This window comes from Delftia acidovorans SPH-1, from assembly GCF_000018665.1.
Classification (GTDB): domain Bacteria; phylum Pseudomonadota; class Gammaproteobacteria; order Burkholderiales; family Burkholderiaceae_C; genus Comamonas; species Comamonas acidovorans.
The window spans coordinates 1,592,918-1,607,583 of the sequence record NC_010002.1 but is presented as its reverse complement, the minus strand read 5'-3'; the positions used below and the strand labels follow the sequence as shown (position 1 = coordinate 1,607,583).

The window sequence follows — 14,666 nt, the reverse complement described above, 5'->3', positions numbered from 1 at the left end:
CCATGCCTTTCCATCTTCCCCGCCTGCCACGCCTGGCCCTTGCCCTGGCCGCCACCACCTTCGCCCTGGCCGCGCACGCCCAGGGCGGCTACCCCGCCAAGCCGCTGACCTGGATCGTGCCCTTCGCGGCCGGCGGCCCCACGGACGCCATGGCGCGCGACATCGCCCAGCGCACCAGCACCCAGCTGGGCCAGCAGATCATCATCGAGAACGTTCCGGGTGCGGGCGGCACCATCGGCGCGGCCAAGGCGGCGCGCTCGGCGCCCGACGGCTACAGCTTCCTGGTCGGCCACATGGGCTACATGGGCGCGGCGCCGTCGCTGTACAAGAAGCTGGCCTATGACCCGGTCAAGGACTTCGAGGCGGTGTTCCGCTTCCCCGACACGCCGCTGGTGCTGCTGGTGGGCAAGAACTCCCCGTACAAGACGGCCGAGGAGTTGGTGGCCTTCGGCAAGCAGAACCCGGGCCGGCTGAACTTCGGCAACGCGGGCGTGGGATCGACCTCGCACCTGGTGGCGGCGCTGTTCGCCAGCCGCGCGCAGATGGAGATCACCCAGGTGGCCTACAAGGGCGCGGCACCGGCCATGACCGATGTGATCTCCGGCCAGGTCGATGCCATGTTCGACCAGACCAACACCGCCCTGCCCCAGCTGGCGGGCGAGCGCATCCGCGCCATCGCCCTCACCTCGGACAAGCCCATGCCCCAGTTCCCGGGCGCCGCCGCCCTGGGCCAGAAGCTGCTGCCGGGCTTCGAGACCGCCACCTGGTACGGCATCTACGCGCCCAAGGGCACGCCGCGCGACGTGGTGCAAAAGGTCTACCAGGCCTATACCAAGGCGCTGGCCGACAAGGCCTGGACCGACAGGATGGCCGCCCAGGGCATACGCCTGCTGCCCGCAGATCAATACGCGCCCGAAGCCCTGGCACGCCACACGGCCGCCGAGGTGGAGCGCTGGCGCAAGGTGGCGGCCGACGCGAAGATCTCGCTGGACTGAGCCCATGGACCAGACACGCACCCAGGCCCAGGCACCGACCCAAGCTCATACCCGCATCGAGCACGATGCCTTCGGCCCCGTCCACATCCCTGCCGACCGCCTCTGGGGCGCGCAGACCCAGCGCGCGCTGGAGCTGTTCACCATTGGCGAGGAGCGCTTTCCGCAGGGCCTGTACCGCGCCTTCGGGCTGCAGAAGCTGGCGGCAGCGCGTGCCAACCGGCGCCTGGGCGTGCTGGACGACGAGCGCGGCGCGGCCATCGAGGCCGCAGCCGCCGAACTGCGCGACGGCCTGCTGGACGCGCATTTCCCGCTGACCATCTGGCAGACGGGCTCGGGCACGCAGACCAACATGAATGCCAACGAGGTCATCGCCAACCGCGCCAACCAGATGCTGGGCCAGCCCCCGGGCACGCGCAGCCCGGTCCACCCCAACGACCATGCCAATGCCTCGCAGTCGTCCAACGACAGCTTTCCCACGGTGATGCACCTGGCCACGGCGCTGGAGCTGCGCGACCACCTGCTGCCCGCCCTGGAACAGCTGCAGCAGCGCCTGCAGGAACGCGCCCTGGCCTTTGCCGGCGTGCTCAAGGTGGCGCGCACGCACCTGATGGACGCCGTGCCCATGACGCTGGGCCAGAGCTTCGAGACATTCGCCCACCAGGTGGGCCACGGCATCCACCGGCTGCAGGCCACCCAGCCCCGGCTGTGGAGCCTTGCCCAGGGCGGCACGGCGGCCGGCACGGGGCTCAACGCGCCGTCCGGATTCGACCGGGTCTTCTGCGAGGAGATACAGGCGCTCACGGGCCTGGCGGTCACGCCCAACCCCTGCAAGTTCGAAGGCATGGCCGCGCACGATGCGCTCATCGAGGTCTCGGGCGCGCTCAACGTGGTGGCCGGTTCGCTGGCCAAGATGGCCAATGACATCCGCCTGCTGGGCTCAGGCCCGCGCTGCGGCCTGGGGGAGCTGGTGTTTCCCGACGATGGGCTGAGCTCCTCCATCATGCCGGGCAAGCGCAACCCGACCGTGGCCGAGGTCGTGGTGCAGGCCGCCTACCAGGCCATGGGCCACCACCTCACCGTCACGCTGGCGGGCTCGGCCGGGCACTTCGAGCTCAACGTGGCCAAGCCCGTGCTGATCCACCACCTGCTGCGCGCCATGCTCGCGCTGGGCGACGCCAGCCGCGTGTTTGCCGAGAAGCTGGTGGCAGGCCTGCAGGCACACACCGAGCGGCTGGAGCAGCAGGTCAGCCACTCGCTGCTGCAGGCCACCGCGCTCAACCCGGTGCTGGGCTATGACGCCGTGGCCCGCATCACGCGCGAGGCCATGGCACGCGGCATTGCGCCGCGCCAGGCGGCCGTGGCGCTGGGGCTGATCACGGCGGCCGAGTACGACCGGCTGGTGGACCTGCGGGCCATGGCCGGGCTGCCGCCCGCGTAGCGGCCTCAATCCTCCAGGCCTATGTTCTGCACGATCTTCTTCTCGTCCTCGAACGCCTTCCTGGCGAACGCCGTGTACTCCTGGCTGCCGCGGAACTGCGTGCGCACGCCGTAGTTGCCGACGACCTGGCGGAAGGCCGGGTCGTCCATGGCGGCCTTGATGGCGGCTTCGAGCTTGCGCACGATCTCGGGCGGCAGGCCGCGCGGCCCGGCAATGCCCAGGGGCGAGGGCACATCGAAGGCATAACCGGCCTCGCGGAACGTGGGCACGTTGGCAAAGGCCTCGGGCCGCACCTCGGAGGCCGAGGCCAGGGCGCGCAGCTTGCCCGAGCTCAGGTACGGCAGCACCGTGTTGGCGTACACGCCGGACTTGATGTGGCCGGCCATCAGCGAATTCAGCGCCTCGGCATCGCCCTTGAAGGGCGCATGCGTGAAGCGTGCGCCCGTGGCCTGCTCCAGCAGCGCCATCACCACGTGGTTGGCCGTGAACTTGCCCGGCGTGCCGTAATCCACGGCGCCCGGATTCTTCTTGGCGAACTCGACCAGGTCCTGCACCGTCTTGAACGGCGAGTCCTGGGGCACGGCCAGCACGAAGTCATAGGTCATGTACGTGGCGATGTAGCTGAGATCGCGCACCGGGTCGTACTGCACCTTCTGGATGTGGGGCTGGCGGAAGATGCTCACGGGCGCCAGCGTCAGGCGGTAGCCATCGGGCTTGGCCGTGCGCATCTCCATCACGCCCATGGACGCGCCTGCGCCGGGCTTGTTCTCGATCACCACGGTCTGCCCCAGCTGCTTGCCCATGCCCTGGGCCAGCGCACGCGCCACCACGTCGGTCACGCCGCCCGCGCCGTAGGGCACGACCAGGCTGATGGGGCGGCTGGGATAGCTGTCCTGCGCCCATGCTGCGCCCGTCATCAGGACCGATGCGCACATCCATGCGCCAAACACTCGTCTTTGCATTTCCATCTTCCTCAGAGGCTCACGACCATCGAACTTGCTGCTGTTCAATTTAGATGGATGCATGCCAACCATGGATTCGGGCAAGCCCGTAGCGTTGGGGCTTGTGGGGAAAACGCGCAGCGTGGGTGCGGGGAGTGGAACTCTATAGCGGGGGGTGACGTGGTTACTTGGTTTGCAGAGTTTGTGGGCTGCTTTTTGTGCGCATCGCGGTGATTGGGGCATGTCTTTGACGTGACAGCTACGGGGCGTATGCCTTCAGAGCGGCTGCCATTCAGGGATGTTTTTTTGTCCCTGCCGGGGGGCAGGCTATGGACCCCATAAAAGAAAAGCGCCACCAGCATCCCTGCCAGCAGCGCCTTCCTCAGTCAATCATCAGACCAAAATCAGCGAACGGTATCGCCCAGAACAAGCCCTTCACGGCGCGGATCAGCCCCACCTTCCAGCTGCGCCTGCCCATTGCGCTGCACCCGCAAGATGGTGCCAATACCGCTGGACTGCGCACTGATGGACACCACATGGCCCAGGGCACGCAGGCCGCTGACCAGCGGATCGTCGTTGCCGCCATTGGCCGTGTTGATGTTGGGGTGCTCGCCGCCCACGTTGGTGGTCGGGCTGTTGGCCGCGCCGAAGTCCACCATCGATGTGGCCTGCTGGGCATCCAGACCCCAGTCCAGCGCGCCGACCAGGGTCTTGGTCACGTACTGGATGATGGTGCTGCCGCCCGGCGAGCCGGTGGCCATCTTGAAGTCGCCGGCGGTGCCGTCGGTCTTCAGGTCGAACACCAGCGTGGGCGCCATGGAGCTGCGCGGGCGCTTGCCCGGCTGCACGCGGTTGGCGACCGGGCCTTCGGTGGTGCTGGGGATGGCAGCGAAGTCGGTCAGCTGGTTGTTGAGCACGAAGCCGCGCGTGACGTGGAAGGAGCCCATGCTGGACTCCACCGTGGTCGTCATGCTCAGTGCGTTGCCCTTGGCATCGACGATGCTCATGTGCGTGGTGCCGGCCTCCTTGACATCGACCACGCCCTGCGAAGGCGTGCCGAAGTTGCCTGCCTGGGCCGTGCCCATGCTCTTGGTCGTGGAGATGAGGGCGGCGCGCTGGCGCAGGTAGCTCTTGTCCAGCATCAGGGCCGGCGAGCCGCCGGGCAGGGGCACGAAGTCGGTGTCGGCCACGTACTTGTCACGGTCGGCATAGGCCAGGCGCAGGGCTTCGCTGACCAGGTGCACGCCCATCACCGAAGGCTTGCCGCCCTCGCCATCGATGGCCGTGGGCGCATAGGCCTTGAGGTCGAAGTTCTCCAGAATGCCCATGGCCTGTGCCACGGCGATGCCGCCGGACGACGGCGGCGGCATGCTACAGACCATGTAGCGCGCGCGGTAGGTGGTGCAGACGGCCTCGCGGCGCTTGGCCTCGTAACTGGCCAGATCCTGCAGCGTGGTCTTGCCGGGGGTGATGGGTGCGCCGTCCGAGACGGTCTGCGTCACGCCCACCTTGCTGACGATGGCCTGGGCCAGGTCGCCACGGTAGAAGGCGTCGGCGCCGCCATTGGCGATGCTGCGCAGCGTGTCGGCATAGGGCTGGTTGACGAACTTGGCGCCCAGCGCCAGCGGCTTGCCCTGGGCATCGAAGTACAGCTTGGCGGCGTCGGCGTCGCGCGCCAGTTCCACCTTGGAGCCGTCCAGCGCCGCAGCCATGCGGCCGCTGATGGGAAAGCCCTTGCTGGCCAGGTCGATGCCCGAATTGAACAGCTGGGGCCACGCGGTCTTGCCGTAGTCCTTGTGTGCGAGTTCCAGCATGCGCAGCACGCCCGGCGTGCCGATGGAGCGGCCGCTGGCGCGCGCCGAGGGCTTGGGCGCGGTCTGGTCGGCGGTGTCGTCCACGTAGCGCAGGTAGTTTTCCGTGGCGGCGGCCGGCGCGGTCTCGCGGCCGTCATAGGCCACGACCTTGCCCGTGGCTGCATCGCGGTAGAGCATGAAGGCGCCACCGCCGATGCCGCTGGACTGCGGCTCCACCAGGCCCAGCACCATCTGCACGGCCACGGCCGCATCCACGGCCGAGCCGCCGGACTTGAGCACCTCGCAACCGGCCTTGGACGCCAGCGGGTTGGCCGTGACCACCATGTACTTGGAGGTGTGCAGGGCCTTCTTGCCGAGGCGGTAGCCCGACGAGGGTTCGGGTGCGGCCGGATCACCGGGCAGGCCCGAGCCCACGACCACGCTGCCATCGCCCGAGGTGATGGCACAGGCGGCCAGGTCGTCCTGGCCCAATCCGCCATTGCCGCCGCCTCCGCACGATGCGAGGAACAGCGGCGTGGCGGCAGCAAGGCCGATCCACTGCCATGCAGGCAGGCGTTGCCTGGAAGGGGGTTGCTTCATGAAATGTCTCCTTGTGGTGCGTGGAATGCGTTGATCTTGTTCACCTGGGGCAGCACCCGCCCGCAGGCTTGCCGCGAGCTTACATCCGTTCCACCACCACTTCGCGCAGATGCAGCCACGCGGTGCAGGACGTCCGTCCGGCGCCTGAGCGACCCGGCATCCATGCAATCTTCATACCAAGCGTGTGCACTGTTTTGGCAAGCGTGAAGGATGCGAGGCAATTGAACTGACGCTAGCGTTCGGAACGCTGCTGCGATGTTTGACGCATGTGTTGTGTTGTCTGCGGGACAGTCTCCGTTGGCAGGCGCCAGTCAAAACCGACCGCCGTGTTGCCACGCACCAAGGACTCGAGAGGCAATGCAGGTCGCGCCCCATCCGGCCAGGCGTCCGTATGACGCAGAAATGCCCAGAGCGCATCGCTTTCATGCCGCTCTCCATAGGTCACCCTCTCCCTGGCGTTGTCTCGGCCCTCATTCTTGGCGGCGAGCAGCTGCGCCTGGCACCAGGCCACCTCCCGAACCAAGCCAGTCGCCGCGGGTACGTCTCCAAGCTTGAGCCACATGCCTTCCAATGCAAAGGCCCGAATGTTGGCGCAGTAGCTGGGAACCGACCCCACGCGCTCGAATCCGAAAGCTCGGCCATCCTTCGTGTTCAGGCGCAGATAGTCTCCCCAGAGCGGACTGCTATCGATCCACCCCGTCGATGGATCCACCAGCACCCTGGCGATGCGCTCGGCCTGATCCATGCCGCGTTGATCCGGGATGGTGTGCACTCCCTGCGACCTGCAGGACCTCAACGAATAAAGCTTGTTGGACGGCACGTCATGCCAGCCATTCAATCGACGATCCGCATAGGCGTTGACGCATGCCTGCTTCTCCTGCGCGACCTGCTTTCCGCTCGTGCGATCCGCAATGGTGCGGAACACAAAAATCGCAGCCACCACGATCAGGCCGGCTATCGCCAGGCGAGCTCCAAGCACCTTGAGAGCCAGTCCCGCCAGCTTGGCCCCGGCCACAAGCCCCATTGAGGCACGCGTGCCTATTGGAATCCGGCGCCATGCCAACCCCCAACGATGCAATTGCTCTTCGGGAAGCCACCACTTCAGCCATGATTGCCATTGCTGTTCCACGTAACCCAGAAACCTCGGCGTGAGCAGCAGCTCCCGTGCAGAGTCGGGATTGGGCTCACCGAGCAAGCCTGTCGCTACTTTGTGCAGCATGGGAGGTAGCCGCGCCAGGCTATCCAGTATGTGTTCGAGTGGCTCCACACCCACCCCTCGGCGGCGCCAGTCGAATACGGCATCTGCGGCCAGCAGCAAGGCGCTGCTGCGCGTCCCGAAGGTCCTGCCGGCGATGCGCCGTGCGAGCTGCCGCTCGAAGGCCTCACGGTTGTCGAAGCCCTGCAATTCCGGCCTTTTCAGCAGGATCCGAAGCTCCTGCGTGGCGGCATCCAGCTCCCATGGCTGGAACCGACACTCCCACCCATCCAGCACACGGTTGGCCACATCCTCTGGTAGCTCTGGTAGCTCTGGTAGCTCTGGTAGCTCTGGTAGCTCTGGTAGCTCCGGTGGCTCGGGTGGCTCGGGTGGCTCGGGTGGCTCGGGAGTTTCTGCCAACTCCATCTGTTTGGTTGGCTCGGCATGTTCAGGGCGATCCGGGCCAGGTGCCGGCCTGGCAATGAAAGCCAAAGAGTCTCGGACAAATGCGTCTGCCTGCGGTTCATTCAGCTGCGCTTGGGTGCCAAGCTCCTGCACATTTGCATTTGCCCGCACATGGGCCATTGCCAGCTCGTAAGCGGCGCGCAATTCCATGAAAGCCTGTGGCTGGGACACCTGATCCAGACCCTTGAGCAACTGCGCGTAAGCCCTGCGCACTGCACGCCCATCAGAGTCGGGGGGCAGCCCCAGTTGTGCGAATGCCTCGCTCAGAGTCATGGCTACTCCAGATCAGGGAGGAACTGGTCAGCCTCGATACTCGCCAGCAGGTCTTCAAGCCGTTTGCGCGGCTGCGCGAACCTGCGGTCATCCTGCGTCTCCAGTGCTACCTCGAGGCTCAGGATTGCATCGGCCAGCAGGCTACGCCACTGGCCGAGCAGTTGCGCGTGGTGCCGTTCGGCCCGTGCCATCAGCGCACGCACTTCCAGGCGGTCGCGCGGATGCAGTTTGAGCGATTGCAATCGTTCAAGGCATCTTGACAGTTCCTCAGGGGAGAGCCGCTCGGCCGATGCCTCGATCACCAAGTGCTTTGCCTCTCCCTGCGGCTGATCGCCGCGCAACGGCCAGGCCTCGACTTCCAGCAGTCCGTTGGCATCGAGCGTGAAGCGTACGTCGATCGCCACATCGTCGAGATTGCCTTGCGGCAATGGCAGCACGAGCTTCCCCAGCGCCGTGTTGTCCTGCACGCGGCGGGCCTCCCCCTGGTAGATCTCTATATTGATCTGCCTGTGCTTTGCCGACACCGGGTAGAAACGCTTCACCCGGCTCGCCGGAACAATGGTGTTGCGCTCCAGCACCGGAGCCATGAAACCCGTTTGCCGACGTCCATCGCCCAGTTCCCTGGAGACATGGATTCCGAGCGTATAAGGACAGACATCCGTCATCACCCGCTCGGCCAGCGCCTTGTCTCGTCCGCGCAGCGCGGCCTGCACCGCAGCACCGAGAGCCACGACCTCATCGGGATCGAGCGCGACTTCCGGAAAGCGCCCGAACAACCGCGTCACCAGCTGCCGCACGGCCAGAAGACGCGTGCTTCCACCTGCGAGCACGACGGCATCCAGCTCCTGCGGGCGAATGCGCGAATCACGCAAGGCGCGCTCGACCGGCTGGCGCATGCGCTCCAGCAAGGGTTCGAGCGCCGCCTCAAGATCCTGCAGTGTCCAGGTCATCGTCAGCGACTCGCCATCGACATCGATGCGCATCACGGCCGCCTCCTGCACGGTCATCCTGCGCTTGGCGGCCTCGGCCGCACGCCGCAGTCGCGCGGCCACCCCGGGCTCGTGCGCCTGCTCTTCGGACATACCCGCATGCCGCACAAAGCGACGCACCATGAGCTCATCCACATCCTCGCCACCGAGGCGGTTGTCGCCCGCTGTGGCGCGCACCTCCATCACGCCCTCGAACAGTTCGAGCACCGACACATCGAACGTGCCACCGCCCAGGTCGAAGACCAAGAACCGCCCCTCATCCCGATGCAGCCCGTACGCCAGAGCCGCCGCCGTGGGCTCGTTGAGCAAGGTGATATTCGCAAACCCCGCCAGCACGCCCGCAGCGCGCGTGGCCTGGCGCTGCGCGTCCGCAAAGTAGGCAGGGACGGTGATCACCACGTCCGTTACCACCGCGCCCAGATCGGCCTCCACATCCGCTTTGAGCGAGCGCAGCACCAGCGCCGACAACTCCTCGGCACGCATCAGATGCTCACCCAGCCGAAACACGCGCGCCGTGCCCATGTCGCGCTTGAACACGGCGCAACTCAGGTGCGGATGGCTCTGCAGCCGTTCACGCGCCGGCTCTCCCACCAGCAGGCGGCCATCGTTGTCCACACTGACAACGGATGGTGTAAGCACTTTGCCAAGCGCATTGAGCACCAGGCGGGCGCAGCCGTTCTGCCATACCGCCACAAGACTGTGCGTGGTGCCCAGATCGATACCTACGAACATGTTTTTCCCCTCTCGAAACATCAGCGTCATTCCAGCCGTGCGCTGACGGCCTCATTCGCAGGCTGTGAACAAAACCTGCTGATACCGGATTAGTTGGCTTGGAGTGATCTACATCCCCCGATGGGATCGCCGGCCAATTTATTCTTGTTATTTTCTTACAATGAATTTTTCAACAACATCCTTATCCGTAAAGTCAAAATATACCTGAAAATCGTGCAAAGAATGATTTTTACCATTCCAGCTATCACATACGTCATTTAATACAGAAAAATATTTCCCCATGTCATTCACCTCCATCCCCGGAAGTCCATTGTGAATTATCAGTATCCTTCTCTTTTTTATCCATGAAATATCACACAAGAAATCGTACATAGCATCCCAGTTAAATCCAAAGTAACCCGGGAACCACATCGCACGATAATAAAAATTAAACAAATCCGTTTTATCGGTTATCCCCGGATCTACCTGAACAAAGAAAACTTCATCAAGAAAAACATGAGGTCTTTCGTTCAAATATCTAAAATTCATAGGACAACCTTACTTATATCTCATCGATATAAATTATTTCAACGTAATTTATTCGAAATTCTCAAGAGGATTCAAAAAATAAAATCAGTCAAAAGAATTTAAATATATCCATACGACCGGGCTGCACGGATAATATCCATTTCAGAACTACTACCAAATCCACTAATAGCAATAGCGCTTTTCCACGTGGAAAAAAAGTCAGCCCCCAAAGACTCCATCAAAATTTCTTTTTGCCCTGCAATCATATGATACTCATCGCACACATTTAGATAGCAAAATTCTCTAGATTCCGGAAAAATAAAATACGCCTGCCCATATAGTGAAATCATTCCTCTGCGGACTATGTTTATATTCTCGATACTCAGATAAAGATGAGCCACCAATGCCGGAGAGAAAATATCAAATTCCGGAGTCTTGTTACGATTCTTCTTCGAATATGACTTGGCGGGCAACGCATAGGCGTGTTCTTTATATCTATCCGCCAACACTTCAAACAAATTACCCAACATATAATTCTCTGCATCTTCTTTGTTACATGAGATTATTCCAACACTCCATTATCTCAAATCAACATAGGCTGGAGAAATCATAGATCCAAAATGACTATCAACCATGTCCCTGAAATTTATAATTTCATTCACTTTATCGATATCATTCAGATGGTAAAAATTTTTCTCCTCATCAAATATCCAAGGATTCTTTTTAAAACATTCATCAGGCATAAATAACCCCCCATCGCAAGAATTTCTTCAATGGAAAAATAATTACGACACTAAGTCATGCAACAGTAGAACCACTCACCCCGCCTGCCATAGAAAATCTATAGCCCGCAAATATCAATGTTGTCACGCATATTCTTTCCTTTAAAAATATTCTTCAACAGACAAGAAAAACACGTCGCATCTGCATGCATTTTGATATAAATAGCCATAGATTACTCGCGGGCGATACGCATAGCCCCCTGACTACCAGACTGTCTAACGAGGGAAACTCATGTCATTTAGCTGCCGGAATCATCTTCTTGAGTATTGAGCATCAACATCTCTCGATGTTTTAAATCCGAACACCAATCCTATCTCAAGCAATCCAACTGCATTTCCACCTGAAATCTTAAAAGAATATTTTTCCAAAAGAACGACGATTATTTCATAAGCAACACCAAACTCATCAGCGCTGTTTATATATTCATCAAGATTTCTCATTTGCACATCGAAATCTAAAATACCGTTCGGGTATTTTTCGTAAATATCTCTTTGCTCTTTTAACTCAAGAAATATCTTATTCAGTATCTCCGCTATATATTCATATCTCATAGCCACACCAATCACAAGATAAAATCGGAGAGATATTTTTCTTTTACTTCAATCTTCTTTCTTGTACACAGAGAAAAGTCTACTGTATAAGTCAGGGTTGGAAATATGAACACGACTGCACTCAGGGCATATATAAATAGACAGCGCACCAGAATCTATCTGATCATAGAAATCCTCCTCATTCATAGCACCATTATTTATACAGTCACCAATTTCCTCTATTTTTGGATTTTTAACAATCCTGCAATCATAATCTTCACACCCGGTTGACAAGATAAAAACATAACCACATTTGCATAGATATTTAGCCATAAATAAGCATTTATTATCTCAAGTACTCAACACATGCAATCTAATCTCTCTTTTATATACCTCAAAAATATTGCTAGTAAAAGCAGGTGTTGACACATATAATCTCTTGCACTCAGGACACCAATATACATTCCTAGAATTCTCGTCAATCTTTTCAAAAAAGACATTGGAGTCAATTGCCGATTTCTCAATGGATGCAGCAGTACTCTCTACATTAGAATTTCTTACCAACATAAGATCATAATCTTCATTCCCAGTAGAGAGATGAAGTACATAGCCACATAAGCATCTATATTTAGACATAAATCACTCAGGCGCTATAAATACTTTCCTATTCAACATATCGACACCGTGCTCAAGAACACAGGGTGATGTATTCCAAATCAAACGAATATCCAGACTCGCTGCATAGTGCAGCCAAACACAAAGTCGGCAAACATAGCGGAACACCCAGAACGTGGGCGATAGATATGGCGGTCCTGACTAACAAACCCCGACCAACGAACTACAGCCCAGGCGGACGAGGACAGATCAGCGGCGCGCCAGGCACTTCCCTTGGCTCATCAGACCTGCTGATATCCACGACACGCAACCCGCACTTACGCATGCCAGCCCAGACAAAATCAACAAGATAGACGCCATCGGCCGTGGGTGTGAACCGCTTGGCGACTGGCCCACAGGAACCGCTGCTGTACTGGTCCTGCCAGAAAGAAAAGCCTTTGACCTGCACTGGCGCATCTGCAGGCACTGCAGCCTCTTGCACGGTTGGTACGCCGCTGAGCTTGTTGCTCAACGCAGCAATCCAGGGCAGCAGCACGCCCTCGCCTCCATCGCGGACAGATCCTGCGAATTCAAAGCCTTCGCACGCCGTGGTGGCGGAACTGATGGAGAAGCTTGCCGACATGGGCATGCCTGTGGAGCGGAGATGCAATGTGGCGTCGTTGGGCTGTGGCGTGTAGTTGCGGCGAGGTTCAATGGCGCAGCCAGCCAGTACAGAACCCAAACAAAGAATCAATATAGAAGAATACGTGCTACTCATATTTATTCCTATATTTAAACTGCCCTGCAAAGGTATTTAATTTCCTATTTTAGGCCACCCAAGAGAATTCACTCCTCCTTCTTATGTATCTCAAAGCTATTAATATTAAAATCAGGCATCGATACGTGCAACCTATTGCAATCTGGACACCAGTACACAGTTCTTGAATTCGCATCTGTCAAACTCTCCATTTCGGAAGCAGACAAATCTTTTTGCACCATCGCGCCACTACCCTGATTGTCATTTTTTCTACAGCACGCGCTTTCTATTTAAATGAAAAAATATAAATCAGAAAAGTCATTTTATTTCAAATAACCAATGATAAATCAACATCAAATTTAGAATAATAATTATTATTACCTCAGTAGCATCAAATTATTCCAATCGAAAAAAATCTCCCTTCGTTGTAAGAAGCTCTATAATTTATCCATATGAATTTTGTTAATTCACTTAATATTGAAAAAACATCATCATCATCCAAACCATTTAGATAAAACTCAAACTCAGCACCATAATCACACTCTTTCCAACCAACATACACATCACAACTTTCATCAATCCAAAACTGGACACCATTAATTAACCCGGATTCAAAATATTCATTAAAATCAGAAAGATTTCCTTCTAATCTTTTTCCAGAAACATCAAAATAGAAAATAGTTCTACTGAACGGATTTTCTTTCAGAATATTCAACCCACTCAATAATCCTTCAATTTTCTTAAATCCATTGCTCAAGTTCTCAGGGAGAACAACACAACAAAGAGGCACGGACATATTTATTTTCTTTTAAATATAAATACTTTGCCAACGCCACCGAATAGTTTCTCGTCATCATTTCCTGCAACAAATTCAATACTCCCCATCCCACCATCACTCATATCCAAGACAAGTACTTTTCCATATGTTTCTTCAACCTCATAAAGAGAAATACCTAGCAACGCTGAAATTAATCGCTTTTCATTTTCCCGAAGAAATCTACTGTTTTTTTTCGGTGTGATTCGGTCGACATTTCTCCTCCCATCAGGACGCAAAAAATACAACCCTACCAACCAACACATTGCCATTATTCGGACCAGCATCCAGGGACTTTAAATTATTCACAAGATCATTTCCAACAGCCGATCTTAATGATTCTTTATCTGAACCTTAATTTAATACGTGCCTAGGGATTCTCTGCAAAACCTCGCTTTCTGGAAATTCAACCAGATCAATAAGTTGCGATCGATTGAATGCATGAATGAGTTTTACAGATCATCCTTAGCACAATGAAATATCGCTCACATCAGAACCAAAATCCTTATATATAGATATTATTTCGCTCATAAAATCATGATTCACATCAAAATCAAGATACCTCCAATCACCAAGGCCATATCTCTCAATTAATTCATCAAGCTTTTTGGTACTTGAATATATAACTCCATTCCACAATACAAGAGACTCCTCATTTACATCAACCTCTAAAGTTTCATATTTTTTAGAGAACTTCACAATGTCTTTTATCTTATAAATATCCGGATTTACACAACCAATCAATCCTGATGAATAATTTCTAAAGACAAACCTTGAAACGGCATTTCTCCACTTATCCTGATTAGCCCCATACTGACCACCACACCATCCAGAGAGAATACTGACGCCTGATATATCATCTAATGAGGCATCAATAAGATTTCGCTGATAACCCAACAACAATTCATAATTCATTCTATTTCCTAGGAAATTTAAACTGTGCAGGCTTATTTCTATTGATATAAAACCATAACTTATGTAAGAAGGAACAAAGCGCGCGGCTTGTCATAGGGCGCAGCACGTTGTCGCATCCTGTTTGTGTAAGTCCTTAAAACGATAGTTCTAATACTGGCAATTTTGGCAACTTCACTTCCAGATGAAATTCATACCTCCCTCTTATATATCTCAAAATTATTGCTAGACAAATCAGGTGTTGATACGTGTAGTCTTCTACAACTTGGACACCAATAAACAGTTCTTGAATCTAGGTCAATTTTTTCGAAAAATGAATCCACATCAATCCCCTTATTTTTAACAATA

Annotated in this window: 13 protein-coding genes; 2 read left to right on the top strand and 11 right to left on the bottom strand. The window is 56.4% G+C overall.

Annotated elements, in window-relative coordinates; all coding sequences use genetic code 11:
- Positions 1-2 precede the first annotated feature (2 nt).
- Positions 3-995, top strand: coding sequence for a tripartite tricarboxylate transporter substrate-binding protein (locus tag DACI_RS07215; protein ID WP_012203368.1), 993 nt, complete (start codon positions 3-5; stop codon positions 993-995).
- 4 nt (positions 996-999) lie between these two features.
- Positions 1,000-2,433: a class II fumarate hydratase gene (locus tag DACI_RS07210; RefSeq protein WP_012203367.1), complete on the top strand. Its 1,434-nt coding sequence runs from the start codon at positions 1,000-1,002 to the stop codon at positions 2,431-2,433.
- 5 nt (positions 2,434-2,438) lie between these two features.
- Here the strand turns inward: DACI_RS07210 and DACI_RS07205 are convergent, their stop codons facing one another.
- The 11 genes from DACI_RS07205 to DACI_RS31840 form a co-directional block, all read right to left on the bottom strand.
- Positions 2,439-3,395 carry a tripartite tricarboxylate transporter substrate binding protein gene (locus DACI_RS07205; protein ID WP_012203366.1) on the bottom strand — a complete coding sequence of 319 codons (957 nt, stop codon included), beginning with the start codon at positions 3,393-3,395 and terminating at the stop codon, positions 2,439-2,441.
- Positions 3,396-3,778: 383 nt separating this feature from the next.
- Positions 3,779-5,767: a gamma-glutamyltransferase gene (gene ggt / locus DACI_RS07200; protein ID WP_012203365.1), complete on the bottom strand. Its 1,989-nt coding sequence runs from the start codon at positions 5,765-5,767 to the stop codon at positions 3,779-3,781.
- A gap of 232 nt (positions 5,768-5,999) precedes the next feature.
- Positions 6,000-7,700 carry a J domain-containing protein gene (locus DACI_RS07195; RefSeq protein WP_012203364.1) on the bottom strand — a complete coding sequence of 567 codons (1,701 nt, stop codon included), beginning with the start codon at positions 7,698-7,700 and terminating at the stop codon, positions 6,000-6,002.
- A gap of 2 nt (positions 7,701-7,702) precedes the next feature.
- Positions 7,703-9,421, bottom strand: a complete 1,719-nt coding sequence (locus DACI_RS07190) for a molecular chaperone HscC (RefSeq protein WP_012203363.1) — start codon at positions 9,419-9,421, stop codon at positions 7,703-7,705.
- 147 nt (positions 9,422-9,568) lie between these two features.
- A complete protein-coding gene (locus DACI_RS30970; RefSeq protein ID WP_192812311.1) occupies positions 9,569-9,934 on the bottom strand; it encodes a barstar family protein in 366 nt (121 codons plus the stop codon).
- A 113-nt stretch (positions 9,935-10,047) separates the two neighbouring features.
- Positions 10,048-10,458, bottom strand: coding sequence for a hypothetical protein (locus DACI_RS31865; protein ID WP_012203361.1), 411 nt, complete (start codon positions 10,456-10,458; stop codon positions 10,048-10,050).
- 504 nt (positions 10,459-10,962) lie between these two features.
- Complete coding sequence (locus tag DACI_RS31860) at positions 10,963-11,262, bottom strand: hypothetical protein (RefSeq protein WP_157059630.1); 300 nt, start codon at positions 11,260-11,262, stop codon at positions 10,963-10,965.
- Between the two features lie 817 nt (positions 11,263-12,079).
- A complete protein-coding gene (locus DACI_RS31855) occupies positions 12,080-12,613 on the bottom strand; it encodes a hypothetical protein (protein ID WP_157059629.1) in 534 nt (177 codons plus the stop codon).
- 370 nt (positions 12,614-12,983) lie between these two features.
- The gene (locus DACI_RS31850) at positions 12,984-13,388 is read right to left on the bottom strand and encodes a hypothetical protein (protein ID WP_157059628.1); all 405 of its coding nucleotides are present in this window, start codon (positions 13,386-13,388) and stop codon (positions 12,984-12,986) included.
- A gap of 2 nt (positions 13,389-13,390) precedes the next feature.
- Positions 13,391-13,693 (bottom strand): DUF6984 family protein, encoded by a 303-nt coding sequence (locus DACI_RS31845; RefSeq protein ID WP_157059627.1) that lies wholly within the window; start codon positions 13,691-13,693, stop codon positions 13,391-13,393.
- 178 nt (positions 13,694-13,871) lie between these two features.
- A complete protein-coding gene (locus DACI_RS31840) occupies positions 13,872-14,321 on the bottom strand; it encodes a hypothetical protein (protein WP_012203355.1) in 450 nt (149 codons plus the stop codon).
- Positions 14,322-14,666 lie beyond the last annotated feature (345 nt).